Origin of the sequence: Falsihalocynthiibacter sp. SS001 (assembly GCF_042445055.1) — a bacterium.
Lineage (GTDB): Bacteria > Pseudomonadota > Alphaproteobacteria > Rhodobacterales > Rhodobacteraceae > Falsihalocynthiibacter.
Window position 1 is genome coordinate 2308583 of sequence record NZ_CP170339.1, and the last position, 22736, is coordinate 2331318.

The window sequence follows — 22736 nt, forward strand, 5'->3', positions numbered from 1 at the left end:
CCACAAGTCAGGAATGGGGTTGCGAGCAGGACAAAAGCCGCCTAGATAACTGCAAATCTTAAACTAGGTCGCTTCATGGAAAATATCGTTCTTGTCATCCACCTGATCCTCGCGCTGTCATTGATTGGCATCGTTCTGCTTCAACGCTCCGAAGGGGGTGGCTTGGGAATCGGCGGCGGCAATGGTCCTAATGGTGGTCGCTCTCCTGCGTCTGCTTTGGGCAAGCTAACATGGTATTTGGCTGCGGCCTTTTTCTTCACATCCATCAGCCTGACGGTAATCGCCGCGCAAAAGGCTGGTTCCGGTTCGGTTCTGGATCGTGTTGGTGGCGTTGCACCTACTCCGGTCACGACACCTGATTCTTCGCTTGGCGAGGGAGATGCGCTTCTTCCCCCTGCCGACGGTGACGGATCTCTCACTCCTCCAGCAGCCGACTAAAACACAATAAATTGAGAACGGGCAGAAATGCCTCGCAGCATCTAGTGATTGGGTTGTGGATTCCAAGCGAATCTGTTATGACTTAAATCCCGTGATGCTGCGCTTTTTTTGCGCCGTTTTCAGCACATCTTGAAACTCACGGGAGACGTTCACCACATGGCTCGTTATATCTTTATTACTGGTGGCGTTGTTTCTTCGCTTGGCAAGGGGCTCGCCTCTGCTGCGTTGGGGGCACTGCTTCAGGCGCGCGGTTATTCAGTTCGCCTGCGCAAACTCGATCCATATCTCAACGTCGATCCTGGCACGATGAGCCCGTTTGAACACGGTGAAGTATTTGTGACCGACGATGGCGCAGAAACAGACCTCGACCTTGGGCACTATGAACGCTTCACCGGTGTTGCTGCACGTAACACGGATTCCGTTTCATCTGGCCGTGTATACTCTACCGTTCTCGAGAAAGAGCGCCGTGGCGATTACCTCGGTAAAACGATTCAGGTGATTCCGCATGTCACCAACGAAATCAAAGAGTTTCTTCACATCGGTGATGACGAAGTTGATTTCATGCTCTGCGAAATTGGCGGTACTGTTGGCGATATCGAGGGGCTTCCGTTCTTTGAGGCTATCCGTCAATTTTCACAGGACAAACCGCGCGGCGAGTGTATTTTCATGCACCTGACGTTGCTGCCTTACCTTGCAGCATCGGGAGAGTTGAAAACCAAACCGACCCAGCACAGCGTTAAGGAATTGCGCAGCATCGGCATCGCGCCAGATGTCCTTGTTTGCCGTTCAGAGCAGCCGATCCCAGAAAAAGAGCGCGAGAAAATCGGTCTTTTCTGTAATGTTCGCAAGGACATGGTCATCGCGGCCTATGACCTCAAGTCGATCTACGAAGCCCCCCTCGCCTATCATCGCGAAGGATTGGATCAAGCGGTGCTTGACGCATTCGGCATCGCGCCTGCGCCCAAGCCTGATCTCTCTCGCTGGGAAGATGTTGCGGATCGCGTTTTCCACCCCGAGGGCGAAGTGAAAATCGCGATTGTCGGGAAATACACGCAGCTCGAAGATGCCTATAAATCCATTGCCGAGGCGCTGACGCACGGCGGAATGGCAAATCGGGTCAAGGTTAAGATCGAATGGGTCGACGCCGAGGTCTTTGATAAATCTGACGCTGCGCCGTACCTCGAAGGTTTTCATGCCATTCTCGTTCCTGGCGGCTTTGGTGAGCGCGGAACCGAAGGCAAGATTAAAGCTGCGGAATATGCCCGCACGCACAAGATTCCATATCTTGGGATTTGCTTGGGAATGCAGATGGCAGTTATCGAGGCTGCGCGAAATGTTGCGAATCTTGCCGATGCTGGCTCGGAAGAGTTTGACCACGAGGCCGGCGGTAAGCGTTTTACTCCAGTGGTTTACCACCTAAAGGAATGGGTACAGGGCAACCACAAAGTTGCGCGCAAGGTTACCGATGACAAAGGTGGCACCATGCGCTTGGGCGCCTATACAGCCACACTCGCCGAAGGTTCCAAGGTTGCTGAAATCTATGGCACAACCACAATCGAAGAGCGCCACCGCCACCGCTATGAGGTGGACACAAAGTACCGCGAACAACTTGAAGCGTGTGGGTTGCAGTTCTCTGGCATGAGTCCTGACGGAAAGCTCCCAGAGATCGTAGAGTGGAAAGACCACCCTTGGTTCATTGGGGTACAGTATCACCCAGAGCTAAAATCCAAGCCGTTCGATCCGCACCCGCTCTTTGAAGGGTTTGTAAAGGCGGCCAAGGACAATTCGCGTCTGGTCTAACGCTTCTCGTCCAGCTACGCTTCCTCAAAAATCGGAGGTCATATGACGGACACCCCAAAAGGTTACTGGGTTGCGCATGTGGATGTGCGCGACCCCGATGAATACAAGAAGTATGTCGCCGCCAATGCAACTGCATTCGCAGAGTTTGGTGGCCGATTCCTTATTCGTGGCGCGGAACAAGATGTGGTCGAAGGCCAGCTTCGCTCGCGCACGGTTATTGTTGAGTTCCCCGACCTTGCCGCTGCGAAGGCCTGCTATGAAAGCGAGGCATACCGAGAGGCGAAAGCCCTTCGTGATCCGGTCTCTGATGCCGATTTAACAATAATTGAAGGCTGGGGCGGATAACTGCTCGGCCCTTCCGAAAGGAATGAGAACGCCAATGATGAACAAACTTCTCTCTGTATTTGCACCGAATGCTGCCCCGCAGGCACCAGATGACCGCGTAGCGATCGCGGGGTTGCTTGTACGGGTTGCGCGCACCGACGGGGACTATGCTCCCGAGGAAATTGCACGCATTGATCGCATCCTGAGCAGCCGCTACGGCCTGACACCGCAAGCGACAACCACCCTTCGCCAAGAAGCGGAGCAATACGAAAAAGATGCGCCGGACACGGTGCGCTTTACGCGCGCAATTAAGGATTCTGTACCATTTGAGGAGCGCGAAGCCGTTATCGAGGCACTTTGGCAAGTCGTGCTTGCCGATGGTTCGCGTGATACGCATGAGGATACCCTTATGCGTTTGCTTGCGAACCTGCTTGGCGTGAATGACGTCGATAGCGCACGCTGCCGCCAGAAAGCTCTTTCTGCGCTTGGATAGTGTTCGAAGGTGAACAAATAGTAATCAAGGGCAGATTTTTGACCAGAATGCAAAGTTCCCACGCGTCACTCTTCTTTCGGTTTGCATTTTTTTGGAATATCCTCCCTAATCTAGTACCTAGTCCCTAACGCTCGAGATATCGTGACAACAGAACAAACCGACAGCCAACCGCCCGTCATTGAAATCAGAGATCTCCACAAATCCTATGGACCTCTGGAAGTGCTCAAAGGGGTGGATATCACCGCACGTCGAGGGGATGTTGTTTCGCTCATTGGCTCTTCAGGGTCAGGGAAATCGACGCTCTTGCGCTGCGCGAACCTTCTTGAGGACAGCCAAAGCGGCGACGTCCTGTTTGAGGGCGAACCTATTTCATGGAAAGGCACCGGCCTCGGACGCCACCCCGCCGACAAGGCACAGGTGCGCCGCATTCGGACCAATCTTGCGATGGTGTTTCAGCAGTTCAATCTGTGGGCACACATGAGCATCCTTCAAAACGTGATGGAAGCGCCCGTGACCGTGCTGGGTGAAGACCCCGCAGTGGTTGATAAACGCGCGCGCGCACTTTTGGACAAAGTGGGGATTGGCGACAAATGCGATGCCTACCCCGCACAACTATCGGGCGGGCAACAGCAGCGCGCCGCCATCGCCCGCGCACTTTGTATGCAACCCAAGGCCCTTCTGTTTGATGAACCAACCAGCGCGCTCGACCCCGAGCTTGAGCAGGAAGTCGTCAGAGTGATCAAGGACCTGGCAGAAGAAGGCCGGACGATGATTATCGTGACGCATGACATGCGTCTTGCGAATGATGTTTCCGATCACGTCGTGTTCCTTCACAAGGGAAAAATCGAGGAACAGGGACATCCGTCCACGATATTCTCGAATCCGCAAACAGAACGTCTGCAACAATTTCTTAGCGCCACAGTGAGTGCTTAATATGGAAATTTGGGAACAGTGCAAATTCTGGAAACACGCGAACAGTGATTAATGCGCGTCTAAATCGCGCAATTCATTCGTCAGGGATGCTGGATTGTGCCCTGCTGAACAACCTAACAACCAATCCAACTACGGGAGACTATAAAATGAAAAAACTGATCTTGTCCACCGCTGCGCTAGCGCTCACTGCGGGCGTTGCTATGGCTGACACAATCCGCATGGGAACCGAGGGCGCCTACCCTCCCTACAACTTCATCAACGATGATGGCAAACTTGACGGCTTTGAGATCGAACTCGGCAACGAGCTTTGCGAACGCGCCGAGCTAACTTGTGAGTGGGTCCAGAACGACTGGGACAGCATCATCACAAACCTCAACTCCGGCAACTACGACACAATCATCGCCGGTATGTCGATCACAGACGAGCGTAAGGAAGTTATTGATTTCTCTCAGAACTATACACCTCCTTCCAACTCGTCCTTTCTTGCCATGTCTGCTGACGTAGACCTCGAAAGCGGCGTGATTGCAGCACAAGCAGCAACGATCCAAGCTGGCTACATCGCGGAAAGCGGCGCTACTTTGGTAGAGTTCGCGACACCTGACGAAACAGTAGCAGCCGTTCGCAATGGCGAAGCAGATGCTGTTTTCGCTGACGAAGACTATGTTCTTCCGATCGCAGAGCAAAGCGGTGGTGAAATGCAAATCGTTGGTGAGCCCGTTCCACTCGGCGGTGGTATCGGCATCGGCCTTCGCAAAAGCGACGGCGAGCTGAAAGCTAAGTTCGACGCAGCTATCCAATCCATGAAAGACGACGGAACTCTTAACCCGATGATCGTTAAGTGGTTCGGCGAAGACGCCCAAACTTTCTAATTACTAATCAATTGGCGCGCACCTAACTTGGTGCGCGCCATCTCTTTGTTCTCTAGTACCCGAGGATTGTCCGATCTTCTCTTATTGCTCTGATCCCTCCACCCTCGAAGGTGTTAGATGGCTGTCGTGCTACTTGACGACGGCCAAACACATGACGTTCTACGGCTCGTTCGGCACAGTATTGCTACTGTTGGCCGTAACAGCCCCCGTTGCACTGTTCTTTGGTTTCCTTGGCGCAATGGCCACCCGAAGCCACATTCCGCCGCTTCGCTGGATCGGCGTTGGCTATACTTCGATCGTGCGCGGCGTTCCCGACATTGCGTTTTTCATGTTCTTTGTGATTGCCCTCGACCAAGGAATCGAATGGTTGCGTCACAAGGTGAAATGCCCCGATTGGACAGACCCGATCCGCCAAGGGAGCGACTTCCTCGTCTGCCCCGATGCCAAGATGCCGCTTTCATCCTCCGCTGCGTGGGTTCACGACGCCTATAGCTTCTCCATCGCGGTCTTTACATTCGCTATCGTTTTTGGCGCCTTTGCGGCCAATGTTCTCTTTGGTGCCATGCGCGCTGTGCCTCACGCACAGATCGAAACAGCCGAAGCTTATGGAATGACCCATCGCCAGAGCTTCTGGCGCATTCTCGTCCCGCAAATGTGGGTCTACGCGCTTCCTGGTCTATCGAATCTCTGGCTCATTCTTGTCAAAGCGACACCGCTGCTTTTCCTTCTGGGGATTCAGGACATCGTTTACTGGGCGCGGGAACTTGGTGGTATGAAAACCAACGCTTTTGCCTATCCGCACCCTGATTGGCGGATATGGTATTTCCTTGGGCTGCTGGCGTTTTACTTGCTGCTCACCAAGGTCAGCGAAAAATTCTTTGCCCGCATGATGAAGCGCATGTCGCACGGCCAAGCCACATCCGGCGGCGAGGCACAGCGTCGAGGAGCGACATCATGAGCTGTCTCGAAACCATCCAAAACTACGCCTTCCGTTCCATCGGTTTTGGTGAGCGTTTGCTCCCTAGAACGGATTTCACCCTCTGTGATCAGTTTACGCTGATTGGTTCGGGTATGATCTGGAACTTGTATTTCGGTGTGCTAGCGATTGCCTTTGGCTTCTTTGCCGCAATTGCGATTGCCTTGGCCAAAGATTCCAACCGCTGGATTTTCAGACGCCCTGCGGAGATTTTCATCTTTGTGTTCCGCGGCTCGCCACTGTTTATTCAGTTCTTCCTTGCATACGAAGCTTTCGTGCTACTGCCTAAGCTCGGCTATGATCTGAACCTCGGCTTTGTCCAGATAACGCTTGAGACCCGAATGCTGACCAAAGCATGGCTCGGCGCGCTTTTTGTTTTGTTCCTGAACACCACGGCCTACTCCGCAGAGATCTTCTATGGCGCGCTAACTTCTATTCCCAAAGGGGATATTGAAGCCGCCGAAGCTTATGGTCTGTCTGGATGGAAAAAGTTCAAACGGGTCGTGTATCCGACGATGCTGCGCCTTGCGTGGCCTGCCTATACGAACGAGGCGATATTCTTGTTCCATGCAACGACGCTTGTGTTTTTCTCGGGCTTTCCGGCGTGGCAACAACGTGGTGATGCGCTCTATTACGCAAGCTATTTTGCGGACAAGACGTTCAACCCGTTCATCCCCTACCCGATCTTGGCGTTCTACTACATTATTCTGACGCTCGGGGTGATCGCGGTTTATGGGGCGATTGGCAAACGTTTGAACCAGCACCTACCAAGTGCAGCGCGGCGTAAATTCCGCTTCCGCCCACAAATCATCCGCTAGAGACAACGCTATCGTTGCCTCTAGTGGCTCGGTTTAGCTCATCTTGGAAAGCTTACTCTGAAGCTCGGCGAGTTGCTTTTTGATGTCACTCAAATCGCTCTCGCTATCAGCTTCTTTCTCTTTCTTTTCCGGCTCAGTTGGAGTCCACGCACCGGTCATTGTCTTGAGGAAGGCTTCTTGCTGCGCTTTGAATGCCTCAAACCCCGGAATACCGACCATCGGGTTCACCATTCCACCCATCACGGTATTCTGGCTTTCTCGGAGCATTTCGAAACTAGCCGCGAGGAAATCGGGCACGACGCTGCCAGCTTGGTTGGTATAGCTGCGCACCAGATCCGTAAGCACATTGATGGGTAAAACATTCTCTCCACGGCTCTCGCGCTCGGCAATGATCTGAAGGAGATACTGCCTAGTTAGATCATCACCACTCTTGAGGTCGATAATCTGCACTTCGCGCCCAGCGCGGATGAACTCCGCGATATCGTCAAGCGTAACATAGTCGCTGGTTTCGGTATTATACAGCCGACGGCTGGCGTAGCGCTTAATAAGTAAAGGTTTTTCGGATTCGCTCACAGGTATCCCCTCCTTCTGCGTTGCAGAAGGATTGCGCAAGCGCGAACGGAAAGCAACAAAAGAAAAGGCGAGACCCATTGGATCTCGCCTCGGAGGAGACGCAGGGAGGAGGAGTTCCCTGCGCGAATTTGGTGTCGCTTACTTAGTCGCAGCTTTTGCGGCTTTAGAAACGTCAGCAGTTGCTTTTTTAACTGCCGCAGATGTTTCTTCGGACATTTCTTTGCCTGCAGAGAGCATAAGCTCAACTGTTTCAGCTTGTACTTTTTTTGCTACTTCAGCGAAGGCAGCAAGGTTTTCAGCAGCGAGCTCGGCAGTAGACGAAGCGAAATCCGTCATTGCTTTGCTATAATCAGCTGGCTCTTCTTTAACTGCAGAAACAGCAGAGAGTTTTTCCAGTGTTTCTTTTGTCCATTTTGTGGAAATCTCGTTTGATTTCTCAGCTGCGGCAAGCGCAACTTTGGACATTTTGTCGCCAAGAGCGGCAGAGTTTTTGAATGCGCCTTCGAAGGCAGATGTGTCTACGGGGAATGCGCCAACCATGTCTTGCATGATTTTGGTGAAATCTTGTGCTTTTGTCATGTGCTTGCTCCAAACTACGGGCGGGAGGGCCCGAATGAATTAATCTCGTACAAGCAATATGCATACTGCACCGCAGCATTTCAAGTATTTTATGCTGCATCGCAGCAATATTTATTCAATCCCATATAAATCAATCACTTACAGGAGACAAAACATATGTTCCTGGTGCATCACACAGCACAGGGTGCTTGGAATCGCCCAGTTTTCGCGCAGGAATCTGTGTTCCGGAGTGTTTGGAAAGCCATTCCCCCCACCTTGGCCACCACGATCCCTCGTGAAATTCTGCGCCCTCATGCCACTTGGCGGCACCCTGATCCAGATCGTCATTGGTATAGTGACCGTACTTCTGCTTGCTCGGCGGGTTCACGATCCCTGCGATATGCCCACTTTCCGAAAGGATAAACGTCTTGGATTTGCTCCCGAATTGACGAACCCCGTTATATGAGGATTTCCACGCGGCGATATGGTCGGTTTCACAGGCAATCGCGCAAACGGGCACATCCACATCTTGGATAGAGAGCGTGTCCCCTTCCATCTCATAGATTCCGCGCGCGAAATGGTTTTCCTGACAAAGGTTGCGCAAGTACTCCACGGTCATACGCCCCGGAAGATTGGTGCCATCACCGTTCCAATACAGCAGGTCAAACGCCGGCGGCGCCTCGCCCATCATGTAATTCCGAATGGCAGGTGCATAAATCAGATCATTAGACCGTAAATAAGAGAACGTCCGCGACATAAAGAAGGAATCCAGCAGCCCCTTCTCGGCCACTTCGCGCTCAATACCGCCGACGAACCCTTCGTCAAGGAATACGCCGACCTCTCCCTGATCCGAAAAATCGGTGAGTGTCGTAAAGAATGTCGCGGATTTAACCGACTTATCTCCCAGCTTCTTTAGCTTGGAGAGCGTCAACGCAAGGGTCGTACCTGCAATACAATAGCCGACGACATTAACCTTTTTCTCATTGGTGATCTTTTTGACGACGTTGATCGCTTCAAGATAACCGTCATTAACATAATCGTCCATCCCAACGTCAGCATAGGCGGCATTGGGGTTCACCCATGACACCACGAACAAGGTAAACCCCTGTTCGGTGATCCAATTGATCAGGCTGTTCTTGGTTTTCAGGTCCAGAATATAGAACTTGTTGATCCACGGCGGAAAGATAATCAGCGGTGTTTTATGGACGGTTTCGGTTTGTGGTGAATATTGCACCAGCTCAAACATTCGATTGCGATAGACGACTCCGCCCTTACTTGTCCCGAGATTCTCGCCGACTTGAAACGCTTCTTTATCCGCCAAGGTCACCAGCAATTCGCCGTTATTCGCCTCGATATCACGAACAAGGTTCTCAAGCCCGTCCACGAGCGACTGTCCCTCAGTCTCGGCAGCGCGTGCGAGTGCGGTCGGATTGGTTCCGAGGAAGTTGTTAGGCGAGAACATATCAACGATCTGGCGGCTAAAGTAATCTACGCGCTTGCGATCAGATGCACTTAGCCCGTCCATATCGGCGACGGCCTGAGTGACGGCCTCGCTATTCATCAAATACTGCTGTTTTATATAGTTGAAATAGGGGTGTGTATCCCACATTGGATCAGAAAAACGCCGATCCTCCGGCCCTGTGTCTGCGGGTGTCTCCAGCTTGCCTTCGCTCAAGACTTTCTGCGCTTCGACATAGTGTTTTAGCGACTTCCCCCAATAGGCAACCTGATGTTCAACAATCTTGGAAGGGTTGTTCATCATCTCGGCCATATAGGCCGCGGCGGCCTTCATAAAGAGCTCTCCGCTCGGCCCTTGGAGGTTCGGATCAATCTTGCGTTTGCTGGACATCGCGGCGACCAACCGCGCCGAAAGCTGCTCTAGCTTAAGCAGATTTTCAGTAAGCCGTTCAGACGTTTCATTTGATTTGGCGCTTGAATTATTTTGGCCGCTATCGTTCTGATCTGTTGTCATAATTGAAATTCTACCCTAGTCTTTCTGCAGGTGCAGCATACATAGTAAGCACGTGCAGCACAATTTCAGCTTAGCGCGAGAACCAAGCGCTGTGAAGGAGCGAACATGCGGGATATGACAACCTATGACCTGATGGAGACGGTGCGCAATACCAACCAATGGCTAGGAGCGACTGCTCAGGCCATCGCCGCATACCCCGCAATGGGCCTCGTGCCGAACCCCTTTCTTCAATGGATGGGCGCTTGGGGCGAAGTTACGGAACGCTCGTTCGCGCGCATGGTCGCCAAGCCCGACTGGGGAATTCACTCCATTCCGTCTAATGATGGTCGTGACCACTTAATTCAAATCGAAACAATCGTTTCCCGCCCCTTCGGCGATCTTATCCGCTTTAATGTTCAGGGCCGCGCGGAAATGGCCCGCAAAATTTTGCTCGTTGCACCGATGTCTGGTCACTATGCCACTTTGCTACGCAGCACCGTCGCCAGTCTGCTACCTGATGCGGATGTGTATATTACTGATTGGCACAACGCGCGCGACATTCCAGTTTCAGCGGGCAAGTTCGACATTGAGGATTATACGCTCTACCTCGTTGACTTCATGCGCGAAGTTGGGGCGGACGCGAATGTCATCGCTATTTGCCAGCCTGCGCCTCTCGCCCTTGCCGCAACAGCATACCTCGCCGCACAAGATCCAAGCGCGCAACCCCGCACCCTTACGTTGATTGGTGGCCCGATTGATCCGGATGCCGCAGCAACCGACGTGACTGATTTTGGCCGCCGCGTCACTATGGGCCAACTCGAAGAGACCGCAATCCAGCGTGTTGGCTTCAAGTATAAAGGTGTAGGCCGCCGCGTTTATCCCGGATTGCTGCAACTTGCGTCATTTATGTCGATGAACGGCGAACGCCACAACCAAGCGTTCAGTGACCAAATCTTGCGCGTTTCCAAAGGCGAAGCAGGAGATCACGACAAGCACAATCGTTTCTACGACGAATACCTCGCCGTTATGGATATGACAGCTGAGTTCTATCTCTCGACGGTTGAGCGTATTTTCAAGGCTGGCGAAATCGCCAAGAACCAGTTCACCGTCGATGGAACACCGATAGATATAGGCAAAATTACTTCCGTTGCGGTAAAAACCGTTGAGGGTGCCAATGATGACATTTCCGCCCCGGGCCAATGCGTTGCTGCACTTGACCTACTGACAGGCCTAGACGACAGCAAAAAGGCAAGCCACCTTGAGCCAGACGCGGGGCACTATGGGATTTTTGCGGGGAAAAGTTGGCGCAATAACATCCGCCCGCTTGTTCTTGATTTCATTGACTCAAACGCCCCAACCAAAAAATCGGCGACCGTCACCAAGCTCAAGGCCTAGTGAGGTAAGTCCAAGCAACAAAACTTTGGGAAATCTTGGTATCGGCTTTTGCGTTGGACCAAGGTTTCTTGTGGTTCTTCGCCCTCCCGAAGAAGTACAGAGTTGCCTCCGATCCAACCCCTGATTTCTCTCTTGGGTTGCTCGCTATATGTCAGGTTAAACGCTGCAAGTTTCGGAAAAAACCGTATCTCGGAATAGGGCAAGTAATCGTGCAACCACCACGCAAGATCATGCCAATCCCTACCCTGTTCATATCGGTCCGCAAACCAAGGGATAACAACGCAAACGCACGCGCCTAGCGCGCCCCTACTGTCGAGATGATCCCAGATATGTCCGCCAAAATCGGCTTCGTTGCGAGCGCAGTTTAGACCGTGCGCGTTCCCGAATTGATTAACCTCTGCTGAACGATACCCCGACCGAAGAGCAACCGCCCCGAATGTCTCTTGCAGCGGGTCCAATAGTTCAGAGCAAAGGGCGCGCCCAGCCTTAATCGCAATATCGGGATCATCCGGTATGTTTGAGAAACCATGTACCGCGGCAATCTCTGAAAACAGAAAATCCCGCATATAGAAATACTTGGAGAGCCGTACACGCCCAAGGGCCTCAAGCCTACGCATAGACGTGGGCTTGCGCATCTATTTCACCCCGTTCCACTGGAATTCGCCATTGGGACCAAGTGGTGAAAAAGGGTTATGCGCGATTTCCCAGACGTGCCCGTCGATATCAGCAAAATATCCATGATACCCGCCCCAGAATACGTCTTGCGCAGGTTTGAGAATACGCCCGCCTGCTTTCTCGGCACGCTCTAGCAATGGCGCGACCTCTTCCTTGGTGCGCAAATTATGCGCAAGGGTCACTCCAGAAAAGCCACCGATACTCTCAAGTGGGATGCCCAATTCCTCGGCCATCCCCGCCTTGGTATAAAGGCCCAACGTCTGCCCGATCAAATCAAAGGCGACAACGCCATCCTGACTCTCAACCCGTTTCCACCCCAGCGCTTCATAGAACGCGGCAGAGGCCTCCATGTCATCCACACAAAGTGTTATCAGGCTAACGCGCTGGTCCATATTCCGCTCCTATTTCATGTTGCGCGCGCCAGAACCTTTTCGCATGTCTTGGCGATCAAGTTTAGGCACTCGGGCGTTGAAAACCGATGATCGGCACCTTTGACAAGCGTGAGGCGAATGTCCGCTCCCTCAACATGCTCAAGCAAGCGGTTCGCGACGGACACATCCACATCCTCATCCGCGGTCCCTTGAAGAAAACGTGTTGGGAAGTTGAGACTCAACGGGCTGCGCAGCACCAGATTGCTACGTCCGTCCTCGATCAACTTCTTGGTAATAATGTAGGGGCCATCATCATAGTCGCTCGGCAGGGCAACGCGCCCCGTTTGCTCCAACTCGGCCCTTTGTGCGTCGCCAAACCCGTCCCACATACTGTCTTCGGTAAAGTCGGGCGCCGCCGCAATTCCCACGAGGCCCGCTATTTTCTCGGGCATTGAACGCGCCACCAAAAGCGCGATCCATCCGCCCATTGACGATCCAATCAAGACCTGCGGACCATCCGTCAAAGCGCTGATCGCGGCCTGTGCATCCTGCGCCCATTCACCGATAGAACCATCGGTAAACTCTCCGCCACTGTCGCCGTGCCCTGAGTAATCAAACCGCAGAAATGAGCGGCCGTTTTTGCGCGCCCATTCCTCAAGATATACCGCCTTGGTGCCGCCCATATCGGACATAAAGCCCCCAAGGAACACAACGCCCGGCCCTGTGCCGTCTGTCTTGTGATACGCGATTTCGCGGCCTTGTGGCGTGGTGAAAAATTGTGGTTTTGTCATTGATGCGCTCCGGTTTTATTGCCGTGAGAGTGCCCCTAGCAAGACGTATATTCAACCCCTCTCACCTCCGAAACCTGTGCAAAATCATTATGAAACTTCGTTGACTCTGGGCCCTCAAGGCGGCACAAGACGCGCGAACATGTACCCGCAACCGGGCGTTTTGTAGGCGCCAAACTGACGAGGAGCCCCAGATGGCCCAAATCTCCCTCACCCTTCCCGATGGCAATTCCCGTGAATACGACGCAGGCGTAACGCCCGCCGAAGTTGCCGCGAGCATTTCGAATTCCTTGGCGAAAAAGGCCATCTCTGCAACGGTAGATGGCGCACACTGGGACCTTCAGTGGCCCATCAATAATGACGCCAGCATTGCGATCCACACAATCAAGGACGCAGAACAGGCGAATGAGCTGATCCGTCACGACTGTGCCCACATCATGGCGCGCGCCGTTCAAGAAATCTGGCCCGACGTCAAAGTTACCATCGGCCCTGTTATCAAAAACGGCTGGTACTATGATTTTGACCGCGCCGAGCCCTTCACACCCGAGGACCTCGAAGTCATCGAGAAAAAGATGAAGGAAATCATCAACAAGCGCGAGCCTGTGACCACCGAAATTTGGGACCGTGACCGCGCGATCAAGTTCTATGAGGCCAATAACGAGCCTTATAAAGTAGAGCTGATCAACTCGATCCCCGGCGACGAACCGCTGCGCATGTATTGGCATGGGCATTGGCAGGATCTCTGCCGTGGGCCGCACCTTCAGAACACCGGCCAAGTACCCGGTGATGCATTCAAGCTGATGTCCATCGCGGGCGCCTATTGGCGCGGCGACAGCGACCGCGCGATGCTTCAGCGTATCTATGGCGTTGCGTTTCAGAACAAAGAGGGCCTGAAAAAACACCTCAACATGCTCGAAGAAGCCGCCAAACGCGATCACCGCAAGCTTGGCCGCGAGATGGATTTGTTCCACATGCAAGAAGAAGCACCTGGACAGGTTTTCTGGCACGCGAACGGCTGGAAAGTTTATACCGAGCTTCAGGACTATATGCGCCGTCGTCAGAACGCTGGTGGCTATCAGGAGGTCAACACCCCACAGATTGTGGATCGCAAACTCTGGGAAAAATCCGGACACTGGGAAAAATACCAAGAGAATATGTTCATCGTTGAAGTCGACGAAGAACATGCACGCGAAAAAGCTATCAACGCGATGAAGCCGATGAACTGCCCGTGTCACGTTCAAATCTTTAACCAAGGTATCAAGTCTTATCGCGACCTACCGCTTCGCATGGCAGAATTCGGATCGTGTAACCGTTATGAACCTTCCGGCGCGCTCCACGGCATTATGCGTGTGCGCGGATTCACCCAAGATGACGGGCACATTTTCTGTACCGAGGCGCAAATCGAGTCTGAAACTAAAGAGTTCATCGACTTCTTGTCCCAGACCTACAAAGACCTCGGATTTGATAACTTCCGCATCAAGTTCTCTGACCGTCCCGAAAAACGCGTTGGTTCCGACGAGAGCTGGGATGTGGTCGAGGCTGCGTTGCGCAATGCCTGCGAAGCCGCAGATTGTGATTACGAACTGAACCCCGGCGAAGGCGCATTCTATGGGCCAAAGCTGGAATTCGTGCTCACCGACGCGATTGGCCGTGATTGGCAATGCGGCACACTTCAGGTCGATCCGAACATCCCTGAGCGGCTTGAGGCAACCTACATTGCCGAGGATGGCGCCAAGCACACTCCCTATATGTTACACCGCGCGACCTTGGGAAGCTTTGAGCGCTTTATCGGCATTCTGATTGAGGAACACGCGGGCAAATTCCCGTTCTGGCTTGCTCCGCGTCAGGTCGTCGTTGCTTCGATCGTGTCTGATGCAAATGACTTCGTGCACGAAGTGGTTGCCGAACTTAAGAAGCGTGGCGTCCGCGCCGAGGCCGACATTCGCAACGAAAAAATCAACTATAAGGTCCGCGAGCACAGCCTTGGCAAAGTGCCGGTTATCCTCGCCGTTGGCATGAAAGAAGTCGAAGAGCGCACAGTAACGCTGCGCCGCTTGGGCGAAAAGAAAACGACAGTCGTATCGCTCGATGAGATCGCCGCAGAACTCGCGGTGGATGCGACACCGCCTGATCTGCGGAAGTAATGAAAAACATCTGAATGCCCTGAGACATATGTTTCAGGGCATTCCTTTTTGCCGAACATTTTGAAATATTGCGCAAATCCCGCACCAAAATTCGTCTCAATTATTACAAAATCGGCGCTCTGCCCTGAAACAATTCGTGCATTTCAGCGCCTGACGATTGCTCATCACCCCAAGGTTCCCGCGCTGGAACCTTGAAATAAAGAGCTTTTCCACGTTTTAGCGCTCACCACGAATAACTCGCATAAACTCACGCGCAGGTGAATAACGCCTATGTGAGTGGTTTGTTAGCAATGCAAGCGCCTAATATCTCGTTATCGCTCGACGCGATATCAAACAGTATTTTTCAAAAGGATATCCAGATGTCTAACCAGATGAAATCTCTTGCAGTTGCTGGCGCTGTTGCTGCTGCTCTTACTGCCCACGCCCTTCCTGCTGCCGCAGATGGTGAACAAGAGAAATGCTTCGGTGTAGCACTCGCAGGTGAAAACGACTGCGCCGCTGGCCCTGGCACAACATGCGCTGGCACATCCAAAGTGGATTACCAAGGCAATGCATGGAAACTTGTTGCCGCTGGCACGTGCGAAACGATGGATGTGGGCGAAGGCCGCATGGGTTCTCTCGAAGCCCTTGAGCGCGACATCCCAGCATAATACCTTGGCGCCTTCCCTACGGGGAGGGCGCACCCAATTTGCGGATTCGCGACACTATCTGTTATACTACTGACTTTAAGCACATTTTGGAGGCTCCCATGCTTGACGCAACCCCGCATCAATTTGAGTCTCTCCCCTGTTGCCCGGGCGTGGGTTACAAACCCCAGCATTTTTCTGACATCATGAACGATCCAAAACCTGTTGAGTGGTTGGAAATTCATGCGGAAAACTACATGGGAGATGGCGGACGCCCCATCGCGCAACTGCGCGCCCTTTCCGAGAAATTCCCCATTTCCGTGCATGGCGTTGGCCTGTCTATCGGCGGTGAAATGCCCCTTGATCCTGAGCACCTCGCACGCCTCAAGCACCTGATATCATGGTTAAACCCCGCCAGTTTTTCCGAGCATCTCGCTTGGTCTACGCATGATATGGGCTTTATGAACGATCTCCTCCCGCTTCCTTACACCGAAGAAACCCTGTTGCGCATTTGCCGTCATATCGACCAAGTGCAAGAGGTCGTCGGTCGGCGAATGCTGCTTGAAAACCCCTCAAACTATCTGAAATTCGCCGAGAGCCAGATCCCTGAGGCGGAGTTCCTTTCGGAAATTTCGCGGCGCACAGGCTGTGGACTTTTGTTTGATGTGAACAATGTTTTCATTTCTGCAACCAATCAGAAAACCGATCCATATTCCTACATCGACGCGTTCCCGCTAGATCTGGTCGGTGAAATTCACCTCGCTGGACACGAAGAAGACACTGACGACACAGGTGCACCGCTCCTCATCGACAGCCACGGCCGCGAGGTCGCAGAGCCCGTATGGGAAATGTACGCCTATACCCTCCAGAAGGGCGGCGCAAAACCGAGCCTTATTGAATGGGACAACGACATCCCCGAATGGCCGACCCTTGCGGCCGAAGCAAAACGCGCCGCAGACGCGCTCGCAAAGGTCCCAGCCTAATGGTGACCGTTTCTCAATCCGAGTTTATCACCGCCCTGCTTGATCCTGATCAGGCAGTGCCGAGTGGTCTGCGCAGCCCTGATGACTCAACGGCGGGCAAGAGGTTTTCGGTCTATCGCAACAATGTTGCGGTTTCCTTAACCGAAGCGCTCACACAGGCATTCCCCATTCTCACGCGCATTGTTGGCGAAGAATTCTTTAACGCGCTCGCGGGCGTCTTCCTTCGAGAGCACCCGCCGCAATCTCCTCTAATGATGTTTTACGGCTCGCGGATGCCATCGTTTCTAGAGACGTTTGAGCCTGTCGCGCACCTGCCCTATCTTGCGGATGTTGCACGCCTCGAACTCGCTCTGCGCCAATCCTATCATGCGGCCGACACCACCCCGATTGCGCCCGAAACGCTGCAGAATATGCCTCCTGATATGCTGATGAAGTCGCAAGTTTCGTTTGCTCCAACGGTACACATCCTTCAATCGCGCTGGCCGCTGCACGCCATTTATCTCGCCAATACGCGCCCTGATGCCCCCGCCGTCACACCCGGCGCGCAAGACGTTATTGTAACGCGTCCCGACTTTGATCCTCAGGTCTCGCTCCTTCCGCGCGGTGGTGCCGCCTTCATCTCCTCACTCCAAAACGGTGCACGTTTCTCCGAGGCATTCGACACCGCTGGCGCGACACAGGGTTTTGATCTCTCGCAAGTGTTGGGCATCCTCTTCTCTGGCGGCGCGATCACCAAAATCGCGCCTCAATAAGGACAAAACTATGCACACGCTCATTCGCTTTTACGATTTTGTCGTTTCGCTCATCACCTCGATCGCGGGGACGTGGCTGCTTCCGACGCTCGCGCGCTTCACCTTCGCGGCGACTTTGCTGATATATTACTGGAACTCGGCGTGGCTCAAACTAGGGGATGGTATCTTTGGCCTTTTTTCCCCTTCGGTTGGTGCCTATGCCCAGATTTTCCCAAAAGCAATGGAGGCCGTCTCTTATGACATCGGCCAGTTAAGCTGGTTCCATTGGTTGGTGGTCGTTGCTGGAACAACGGCCGAGTTCGTTCTGCCGGCGCTGATTGTACTTGGTCTGTTTACACGGCTCGCAAGTATCGGAATGATCGGCTTCATCACAGTCCAAAGCCTAACTGACCTCTATGGCCACGGCGGCATAGAACAGCCCGAAACCCTCGGCGCATGGTTTGACCGCTTCCCCGATAGCGTCATTTTGGATCAGCGACTGTTCTGGATTTCGATTCTGGTCATTCTGATTATCAAAGGCGCGGGCCCGATCTCGCTTGATCGAATTCTGATTGGAACCACTCGCCAAGACCGCCTCTAGTCCAGAATGGCCGCCTGCACGTCCGCCCCCCATCCCAGGTAAAGCGTGCCCTGATGTTCGATCACGGGCCGTTTCATCAATGTCGGGTGCTCGCGCAACAATTCAATCGGGTCGCCCGCACGCTCATCCTCCGACAATCCCCGCCAAGTGGTCGAGCGCCGATTGACCAATGCCTCACCAAACGCGTCGTAAAATCGGTTCAGATCATCCGTCGCCACACCGTCCGCGCGCACATCAATGCTTTCGAGCTCCACGCCCTGCGCTGCGATTGCCTTGTTCGCCTTACGACAGGTATCACAGGCTTTAAGCCCCCAAATCTTCATCATTTTCCCTCAAATGCTTCGAATTTTTCAAACAATCTGCGGCCAAGTCGTGAAAATACTTGCGTTTTCCTCGATTCGCGCTACCGTTTTCACCGTGTTAGCAGAATTTTTGCTCTTCTGCTCCTGTATCCACAGGACGTTTGACCCAAATTTTCTTAGGCACAGCCCGCCGCAATTCCGCGATGGGTAAGAATTGATTAGGGAGAAAACGGATGGCTACCGGCACCGTTAAATGGTTTAACACTACTAAAGGCTTCGGCTTTATTGCACCTGACGCAGGCGGATCGGACGTATTTGTTCACATTTCCGCAGTTGAAAAAGCAGGTCTAACAGGCTTGGCTGACAACCAGAAAATTGAATACGAATTGATTGCTGGTCGCGATGGACGTGAATCCGCAGGCGAACTGAAAACTATCGGTTAATTTTCTAATATCGTCGAATACAATGGTTTGCGGCCCGGCACTCGGGCCGTTCTTTTTCCTTTTATTATAACGATTTCGCACAAGTTTACGGAAACACTTGCAGTTTCCGCATAAAAGCCCCATATGAGAGCTGTGACGACAGACTCTATCCTCCCGCCTTCCCTCTTCTGAGCAGCCGGTTCGATTAATAACAAGGGCTGATCACCAAACCGCCGCATAATGTGGGCGGCCAATGATAGGAGATACGGGAATGGCTACTGGCACCGTAAAATGGTTTAACACTACTAAAGGCTTCGGCTTTATCGCACCAGACGCTGGTGGATCTGATGTATTCGTACACATTTCTGCAGTTGAGCGCGCAGGCCTTACAGGCTTGGCCGACAACCAGAAAGTGACATATGAGCTTCAAGAAGGTCGCGACGGTCGCGCTTCTGCTGGCGATTTGGCACTAGCTGACTAATAGCTTTAGCTTCTGCTAAACGAGAAACACCCTGCGAATTTCGCAGGGTGTTTTTTTATGTCCCGCTTTAAGTGCGAACCCTAACCATCCACAAGTTCAATGAATTCACGCCATTCGCGCGCGGCCATGCCGGAATTCTCTTGTGTCACGTCTTCCCCTTTCAGGCGGCGACGGACAACATCCAGCGCCTGCGCCGACAGGGTTGCTCCGCCCATGCGGTAGTCTTCGAACGCGCCATAGGCCGCAGGAACCCAATCCGCGACAACCTTCGCAATTGCATCGGCATAAACACGGATTTCATATTGCGCATGACTATCCGCCCGCAAACGCAGGAAGTGGAACAGATTATGCAGGTCAACCTTCCAGTACCACTGTGTGTAAATATTGCTCGGAAGGTTCATCCGCGCCAACTCCCGCGCCAGACCTTGCTGCCCCTCTTCCGAGATCATGCTCTCATAGTTGTCATAGGCGCGGTTTGCATCGGATTTCAGAATCTCCAATACACGCGCCGCTTCCTCACCCGTTAGGTTCTCTCCGCGCCCCTGATTGTTTATCACCGACTGCGCCGCCAAATGCTCAGGCGCAGGAATGTAAAATTCGCGATCAAGAATTGAATACCGCGCGGAATATTCGTTCACATTGGCCGTACGGTGACGGATCCACTGACGCGCAACAAAAATCGGCAACTTCACGTGCAACTTCACTTCGCACATTTCAAACGGAGTCGAATGCCAATGACGCATCAGGTAGCGGATCAGACCCTTGTCGTTCTGAACCGATTTTGTCCCCTTACCATAGGAAACCCGCGCCGCCTGACAGATCGCCGCATCGTCCCCCATGTAATCCACCACACGTACAAAGCCATGATCCAAGACTTCCTGCGCAGTATAGAGATGCTTTTCCATCCCCGGCGCAACAGCCCGAAGGGTTGGTTGAGGGGTGCCGCGAAGGGCTTCGATTTCTGCTAGCTGCTCGGGGCTAAGGGGCATATGGGATCCTCACTGCGCGTATGGTTGGCGTTCTGCGACTCGTTTTCATACCTATATATACGAACGTAATGCGGCTTGGCCACAAAATGCGGGGCTAATATTGGGCTCCCATAAAAACCACACACTTAGAAAAACCTTCCCTAAACGCGCTCGATGATTGACTTTTATTCCGATTGCCTAAACCTTTGCGAAAACTCAGGCAAAAGCAGTGGCCCATCCTATGTATAAAAAATTCCTATTCTGTGCAGCGTTGACCCTTTCGGCATGCGGAGGCGGCGAAGCACCGTTCGGCACGACCACCGGACCAGGATCAGACGGTGAGGATGGCGTTTCCACAGACCCCAAAGAAATCTACACGGCCGAGATGAACAACCTCGTCTATGACGCCAAAAACGACGAGCTGATCATTAACAACCTGCCCTTTGACGGTGTGGACGGCCGTTATGAAAACACAGGTATCAAGACTGTTGAAGGCTTCGAAGTATTCGCCAGCAAGAAAAGTGGTGAGCAAGGCAAAGCCCAATACTACGCTATTTACGCATCCAGTGAAAATGGCCGCGCAGGCGCTGCAGGCACCGCATTCTATGCCGAGTATGGCCACGGCGGCGCGATGATCGGACGCAACACAACAAACGTAAATCTCCCCGTCAAAAAAGGCGAACTCGTCTACCGTGGTGATTACGCTGGTATTATCGTAGGCGACTCTAAATCTGGGCGCTCGGAAGTTTCGCTCGCAAGCGGTGATGCCGTTATTTTCGTCGACCTTCTTGATTTTGATGTCGATGGCGCCGTACTCGGCGGCATCCGTAACCGTGAAGAATTCGATGTCGAGGGCAATAGCTTGGGCAGCCTCTCAAACATTATCCTGAATGAAACTTCTATCAGCGAAGATGGCCGGATCAACAGCGGAACCGCGAACACTTTCCAAGGCAGCGACATAAAGGCGAGCGGTTCATACGAAGGTGTGTTTGCGGGCCGCAATGGCGAGCAAATCGTTGGAACAGTCAAGATCGAAGGTGCGGTTGATAACGAAGATTCTGAGCTCGGACGGGTTCAAGAAACTGGCGTCTTTATCGTAACCGACTAATGCGACTTCTCTGGGCCATATTGCTGATTGGCGGTATGGCATTGCCTGCAGCGGCACAAATCCGTATTTCACCGGACCAAGCGCGCAATGCCGCGCAGCAGTTCCTCCTTGAGGGGCAACCACTTGTTGCGCGCGAACTCGCGAGAGGATTGCTGCTGCGCGACCCAAACGACCTAAGCGCGCATTTATTGCTTTCGATTTCCGAACGGCACCTCGGCAACTATGGTGAAGCGACCAAGTCAGGCAAAAAGGCATGGTCCCTCGCCGAAGATCCAGAGGGAAAATTCAACGCAGCCCTCGTCACCGCACAAGCCCTTTCGTCAAACAAGGCCTACACACGCTCGCAAATCTGGTTGCGCCGCGCTGCGCAGATTGCTCCGACGGAAGCGACCAAAGAGAAAGCGGTCAACGATCTGCGCTATGTCCGCAGCATCAATCCATGGTCGATGGATTACCGCTTTGCTCTGCGCCCATCCTCCAACATCAATAACGGCTCCAACGCCGATGTAATCACGATCGGCGGATTACCTCTCTTGGTGTCAGGGAGGAACAAGCCACTCTCGGGTCTTGGCCTGACACTCGGCGCGGCGGCGGAATACACCAAACCAGTTTCCAGCACCCAAGCTTGGCGGTTTGGCGTGGATATCGAAACACGGCAGTATGCGCTCTCGCAAGAGGCCAAAGAAATCGCGCCCGATGCCAGCGGCAGCGACTTTGCATTCTCCAGCCTCAAACTCCACGCCGCCTATGACTGGAGCGCCCCCTCCTCTCGGCTCGCTCAATCGGTCGAGGCGCAAATCGGGCGGTACCGCTATGGCGGCGAACCACTTAGCAACCTTGTTTGGTTGAAATACGCGGCGGTTTATCGTCAAAAGAACGGTGTTGAGAACAGATTGTCCCTCTTCGCCGAGGGTAATTCTCGCCTTGATAATCACGCGCGCGACACCAGCCAGTATTCCCTCATCTTCCAACAGCGTCGCGCGACGGAATCCGGCGGAATCTTCGCGTGGAATTTCACGGCGAGCACGACAAACTTGACTGGTGACAAAGAGTTTGGCCGCGCCACCGATCTTGCGAATGACGCGATCGGAGGTGGATTTCGCTATACTTGGGCCAAACCATTTTTCAACGCGACCACGAGCTTTGGCGTCCAATACGAGGCCCAACTCTATGACACAACGCGATACGTGCGCGGCGAACAGCGCAAGGACCATCAAACTGTGGCCACCCTGTCGATGTTCTTTGACGAGTTTGAATATTATGGTTTCGCTCCTGTTCTAGACATTCTGTACCAACGCAAAATTTCAAACGCTCCGCTCTTTTCTGTGAATAGTTTCGGCGTCAATCTCGGCATTCGCAGCACTTTCTAGCCAGCCACCAGAAAATTCCGCGTGCCCTCTTGAACCTC

Annotated in this window: 26 protein-coding genes; 18 read left to right on the plus strand and 8 right to left on the minus strand. The window is 53.1% G+C overall.

Going from position 1 to position 22736, the window contains the following annotated elements; translation table 11 throughout:
- Positions 1 to 75: 75 nt before the first annotated feature.
- The 8 genes from secG to ACFE33_RS11080 all read left to right on the plus strand — a co-directional run bounded on the left by secG (position 76) and on the right by ACFE33_RS11080 (position 6651).
- On the plus strand, positions 76 to 438 hold the full coding sequence (gene secG / locus ACFE33_RS11045; protein ID WP_380053264.1) for a preprotein translocase subunit SecG: 363 nt from the start codon (positions 76 to 78) through the stop codon (positions 436 to 438).
- Positions 439 to 594: 156 nt separating this feature from the next.
- Positions 595 to 2238 carry a CTP synthase gene (locus ACFE33_RS11050; RefSeq protein WP_380053266.1) on the plus strand — a complete coding sequence of 548 codons (1644 nt, stop codon included), beginning with the start codon at positions 595 to 597 and terminating at the stop codon, positions 2236 to 2238.
- A 42-nt stretch (positions 2239 to 2280) separates the two neighbouring features.
- Positions 2281 to 2583 carry a DUF1330 domain-containing protein gene (locus ACFE33_RS11055; RefSeq protein ID WP_380053268.1) on the plus strand — a complete coding sequence of 101 codons (303 nt, stop codon included), beginning with the start codon at positions 2281 to 2283 and terminating at the stop codon, positions 2581 to 2583.
- Between the two features lie 34 nt (positions 2584 to 2617).
- Positions 2618 to 3055 carry a TerB family tellurite resistance protein gene (locus tag ACFE33_RS11060; RefSeq protein ID WP_380053270.1) on the plus strand — a complete coding sequence of 146 codons (438 nt, stop codon included), beginning with the start codon at positions 2618 to 2620 and terminating at the stop codon, positions 3053 to 3055.
- A 141-nt stretch (positions 3056 to 3196) separates the two neighbouring features.
- Complete coding sequence (locus ACFE33_RS11065) at positions 3197 to 3988, plus strand: ABC transporter ATP-binding protein (RefSeq protein ID WP_380053272.1); 792 nt, start codon at positions 3197 to 3199, stop codon at positions 3986 to 3988.
- A 146-nt stretch (positions 3989 to 4134) separates the two neighbouring features.
- The gene (locus tag ACFE33_RS11070; protein WP_380053274.1) at positions 4135 to 4857 is read left to right on the plus strand and encodes a transporter substrate-binding domain-containing protein; all 723 of its coding nucleotides are present in this window, start codon (positions 4135 to 4137) and stop codon (positions 4855 to 4857) included.
- Positions 4858 to 4930: 73 nt separating this feature from the next.
- Positions 4931 to 5815, plus strand: a complete 885-nt coding sequence (locus ACFE33_RS11075) for an ABC transporter permease (RefSeq protein WP_380058709.1) — start codon at positions 4931 to 4933, stop codon at positions 5813 to 5815.
- Positions 5812 to 6651 (plus strand): ABC transporter permease subunit, encoded by an 840-nt coding sequence (locus ACFE33_RS11080; protein ID WP_380053276.1) that lies wholly within the window; start codon positions 5812 to 5814, stop codon positions 6649 to 6651. Before ACFE33_RS11075 ends, ACFE33_RS11080 begins: the two co-directional genes overlap by 4 nt.
- A 33-nt stretch (positions 6652 to 6684) precedes the next feature.
- On the opposite strand, the gene phaR is transcribed toward ACFE33_RS11080, so the two are convergent.
- The 3 genes from phaR to ACFE33_RS11095 all read right to left on the minus strand — a co-directional run bounded on the left by phaR (position 6685) and on the right by ACFE33_RS11095 (position 9754).
- A complete protein-coding gene (phaR, locus tag ACFE33_RS11085) occupies positions 6685 to 7224 on the minus strand; it encodes a polyhydroxyalkanoate synthesis repressor PhaR (protein ID WP_380053278.1) in 540 nt (179 codons plus the stop codon).
- Between the two features lie 138 nt (positions 7225 to 7362).
- Positions 7363 to 7803, minus strand: coding sequence for a phasin family protein (locus tag ACFE33_RS11090; RefSeq protein WP_380053279.1), 441 nt, complete (start codon positions 7801 to 7803; stop codon positions 7363 to 7365).
- Positions 7804 to 7933: 130 nt separating this feature from the next.
- A complete protein-coding gene (locus tag ACFE33_RS11095) occupies positions 7934 to 9754 on the minus strand; it encodes a PHA/PHB synthase family protein (RefSeq protein ID WP_380053281.1) in 1821 nt (606 codons plus the stop codon).
- A gap of 105 nt (positions 9755 to 9859) precedes the next feature.
- Between ACFE33_RS11095 and phaZ the strand changes: the two genes are divergently transcribed.
- Positions 9860 to 11128, plus strand: coding sequence for a polyhydroxyalkanoate depolymerase (gene phaZ, locus ACFE33_RS11100; RefSeq protein WP_380053283.1), 1269 nt, complete (start codon positions 9860 to 9862; stop codon positions 11126 to 11128).
- Here the strand turns inward: phaZ and ACFE33_RS11105 are convergent.
- Genes ACFE33_RS11105 through ACFE33_RS11115 form a run of 3 tightly spaced genes read right to left on the minus strand, consistent with a single transcriptional unit; the run spans position 11125 to position 12965 of the window.
- The gene (locus ACFE33_RS11105; protein WP_380053285.1) at positions 11125 to 11763 is read right to left on the minus strand and encodes a hypothetical protein; all 639 of its coding nucleotides are present in this window, start codon (positions 11761 to 11763) and stop codon (positions 11125 to 11127) included. The genes phaZ and ACFE33_RS11105 overlap by 4 nt on opposite strands.
- A complete protein-coding gene (locus tag ACFE33_RS11110; RefSeq protein ID WP_380053287.1) occupies positions 11764 to 12195 on the minus strand; it encodes a VOC family protein in 432 nt (143 codons plus the stop codon). It abuts the gene before it with no gap.
- A 14-nt stretch (positions 12196 to 12209) separates the two neighbouring features.
- Positions 12210 to 12965 carry an alpha/beta fold hydrolase gene (locus ACFE33_RS11115; RefSeq protein ID WP_380053289.1) on the minus strand — a complete coding sequence of 252 codons (756 nt, stop codon included), beginning with the start codon at positions 12963 to 12965 and terminating at the stop codon, positions 12210 to 12212.
- A 191-nt stretch (positions 12966 to 13156) separates the two neighbouring features.
- Here ACFE33_RS11115 and thrS point away from each other — a divergent pair, with 191 nt between their 5' ends.
- The 5 genes from thrS to ACFE33_RS11140 all read left to right on the plus strand — a co-directional run bounded on the left by thrS (position 13157) and on the right by ACFE33_RS11140 (position 18047).
- Positions 13157 to 15106: a threonine--tRNA ligase gene (thrS, locus tag ACFE33_RS11120; protein WP_380053291.1), complete on the plus strand. Its 1950-nt coding sequence runs from the start codon at positions 13157 to 13159 to the stop codon at positions 15104 to 15106.
- 359 nt (positions 15107 to 15465) lie between these two features.
- Positions 15466 to 15756, plus strand: coding sequence for a DUF2282 domain-containing protein (locus ACFE33_RS11125; RefSeq protein WP_380053293.1), 291 nt, complete (start codon positions 15466 to 15468; stop codon positions 15754 to 15756).
- Positions 15757 to 15854: 98 nt separating this feature from the next.
- Positions 15855 to 16715: a DUF692 family multinuclear iron-containing protein gene (locus ACFE33_RS11130; protein ID WP_380053295.1), complete on the plus strand. Its 861-nt coding sequence runs from the start codon at positions 15855 to 15857 to the stop codon at positions 16713 to 16715.
- Positions 16715 to 17467 (plus strand): DUF2063 domain-containing protein, encoded by a 753-nt coding sequence (locus tag ACFE33_RS11135; protein WP_380053297.1) that lies wholly within the window; start codon positions 16715 to 16717, stop codon positions 17465 to 17467. Before ACFE33_RS11130 ends, ACFE33_RS11135 begins: the two co-directional genes overlap by 1 nt.
- 10 nt (positions 17468 to 17477) lie before the next feature.
- Complete coding sequence (locus tag ACFE33_RS11140) at positions 17478 to 18047, plus strand: DoxX family protein (protein WP_380053299.1); 570 nt, start codon at positions 17478 to 17480, stop codon at positions 18045 to 18047.
- Here ACFE33_RS11140 and ACFE33_RS11145 read toward each other — a convergent pair.
- Positions 18044 to 18370 (minus strand): ArsC/Spx/MgsR family protein, encoded by a 327-nt coding sequence (locus tag ACFE33_RS11145; RefSeq protein ID WP_380058710.1) that lies wholly within the window; start codon positions 18368 to 18370, stop codon positions 18044 to 18046. The genes ACFE33_RS11140 and ACFE33_RS11145 overlap by 4 nt on opposite strands.
- Positions 18371 to 18582: 212 nt before the next feature.
- On the opposite strand from ACFE33_RS11145, the gene ACFE33_RS11150 reads away from it, so the two are divergent.
- Both ACFE33_RS11150 and ACFE33_RS11155 read left to right on the plus strand, forming a co-directional pair.
- On the plus strand, positions 18583 to 18792 hold the full coding sequence (locus ACFE33_RS11150; RefSeq protein ID WP_380053301.1) for a cold-shock protein: 210 nt from the start codon (positions 18583 to 18585) through the stop codon (positions 18790 to 18792).
- A 250-nt stretch (positions 18793 to 19042) separates the two neighbouring features.
- A complete protein-coding gene (locus tag ACFE33_RS11155; RefSeq protein WP_380053303.1) occupies positions 19043 to 19252 on the plus strand; it encodes a cold-shock protein in 210 nt (69 codons plus the stop codon).
- An 80-nt stretch (positions 19253 to 19332) separates the two neighbouring features.
- Here the strand turns inward: ACFE33_RS11155 and thyX are convergent, their stop codons facing one another.
- Positions 19333 to 20241 carry an FAD-dependent thymidylate synthase gene (gene thyX, locus ACFE33_RS11160; protein WP_380053305.1) on the minus strand — a complete coding sequence of 303 codons (909 nt, stop codon included), beginning with the start codon at positions 20239 to 20241 and terminating at the stop codon, positions 19333 to 19335.
- Between the two features lie 220 nt (positions 20242 to 20461).
- On the opposite strand from thyX, the gene ACFE33_RS11165 reads away from it, so the two are divergent.
- Positions 20462 to 21328: a hypothetical protein gene (locus ACFE33_RS11165; protein ID WP_380053307.1), complete on the plus strand. Its 867-nt coding sequence runs from the start codon at positions 20462 to 20464 to the stop codon at positions 21326 to 21328.
- Positions 21328 to 22698, plus strand: a complete 1371-nt coding sequence (locus ACFE33_RS11170; RefSeq protein ID WP_380053309.1) for a surface lipoprotein assembly modifier — start codon at positions 21328 to 21330, stop codon at positions 22696 to 22698. The genes ACFE33_RS11165 and ACFE33_RS11170 overlap by 1 nt, the downstream gene beginning before the upstream one ends.
- The last annotated feature ends 38 nt before the right edge of the window (positions 22699 to 22736 follow it).

Coding starts and splice junctions, on each gene's coding strand:
- secG (WP_380053264.1), top strand. CDS start 76: ATGGAAAATATCGTTCTTGTCATCCACCTGATCCTCGCGCTGTCATTG.
- ACFE33_RS11050 (WP_380053266.1), top strand. CDS start 595: ATGGCTCGTTATATCTTTATTACTGGTGGCGTTGTTTCTTCGCTTGGC.
- ACFE33_RS11055 (WP_380053268.1), top strand. CDS start 2,281: ATGACGGACACCCCAAAAGGTTACTGGGTTGCGCATGTGGATGTGCGC.
- ACFE33_RS11060 (WP_380053270.1), top strand. CDS start 2,618: ATGATGAACAAACTTCTCTCTGTATTTGCACCGAATGCTGCCCCGCAG.
- ACFE33_RS11070 (WP_380053274.1), top strand. CDS start 4,135: ATGAAAAAACTGATCTTGTCCACCGCTGCGCTAGCGCTCACTGCGGGC.
- ACFE33_RS11080 (WP_380053276.1), top strand. CDS start 5,812: ATGAGCTGTCTCGAAACCATCCAAAACTACGCCTTCCGTTCCATCGGT.
- ACFE33_RS11090 (WP_380053279.1), bottom strand. CDS start 7,803: ATGACAAAAGCACAAGATTTCACCAAAATCATGCAAGACATGGTTGGC.
- ACFE33_RS11095 (WP_380053281.1), bottom strand. CDS start 9,754: ATGACAACAGATCAGAACGATAGCGGCCAAAATAATTCAAGCGCCAAA.
- phaZ (WP_380053283.1), top strand. CDS start 9,860: ATGCGGGATATGACAACCTATGACCTGATGGAGACGGTGCGCAATACC.
- ACFE33_RS11105 (WP_380053285.1), bottom strand. CDS start 11,763: ATGCGCAAGCCCACGTCTATGCGTAGGCTTGAGGCCCTTGGGCGTGTA.
- ACFE33_RS11110 (WP_380053287.1), bottom strand. CDS start 12,195: ATGGACCAGCGCGTTAGCCTGATAACACTTTGTGTGGATGACATGGAG.
- ACFE33_RS11115 (WP_380053289.1), bottom strand. CDS start 12,965: ATGACAAAACCACAATTTTTCACCACGCCACAAGGCCGCGAAATCGCG.
- thrS (WP_380053291.1), top strand. CDS start 13,157: ATGGCCCAAATCTCCCTCACCCTTCCCGATGGCAATTCCCGTGAATAC.
- ACFE33_RS11125 (WP_380053293.1), top strand. CDS start 15,466: ATGTCTAACCAGATGAAATCTCTTGCAGTTGCTGGCGCTGTTGCTGCT.
- ACFE33_RS11130 (WP_380053295.1), top strand. CDS start 15,855: ATGCTTGACGCAACCCCGCATCAATTTGAGTCTCTCCCCTGTTGCCCG.
- ACFE33_RS11135 (WP_380053297.1), top strand. CDS start 16,715: ATGGTGACCGTTTCTCAATCCGAGTTTATCACCGCCCTGCTTGATCCT.
- ACFE33_RS11140 (WP_380053299.1), top strand. CDS start 17,478: ATGCACACGCTCATTCGCTTTTACGATTTTGTCGTTTCGCTCATCACC.
- ACFE33_RS11145 (WP_380058710.1), bottom strand. CDS start 18,370: ATGAAGATTTGGGGGCTTAAAGCCTGTGATACCTGTCGTAAGGCGAAC.
- ACFE33_RS11150 (WP_380053301.1), top strand. CDS start 18,583: ATGGCTACCGGCACCGTTAAATGGTTTAACACTACTAAAGGCTTCGGC.
- ACFE33_RS11155 (WP_380053303.1), top strand. CDS start 19,043: ATGGCTACTGGCACCGTAAAATGGTTTAACACTACTAAAGGCTTCGGC.
- thyX (WP_380053305.1), bottom strand. CDS start 20,241: ATGCCCCTTAGCCCCGAGCAGCTAGCAGAAATCGAAGCCCTTCGCGGC.
- ACFE33_RS11165 (WP_380053307.1), top strand. CDS start 20,462: ATGTATAAAAAATTCCTATTCTGTGCAGCGTTGACCCTTTCGGCATGC.
- ACFE33_RS11170 (WP_380053309.1), top strand. CDS start 21,328: ATGCGACTTCTCTGGGCCATATTGCTGATTGGCGGTATGGCATTGCCT.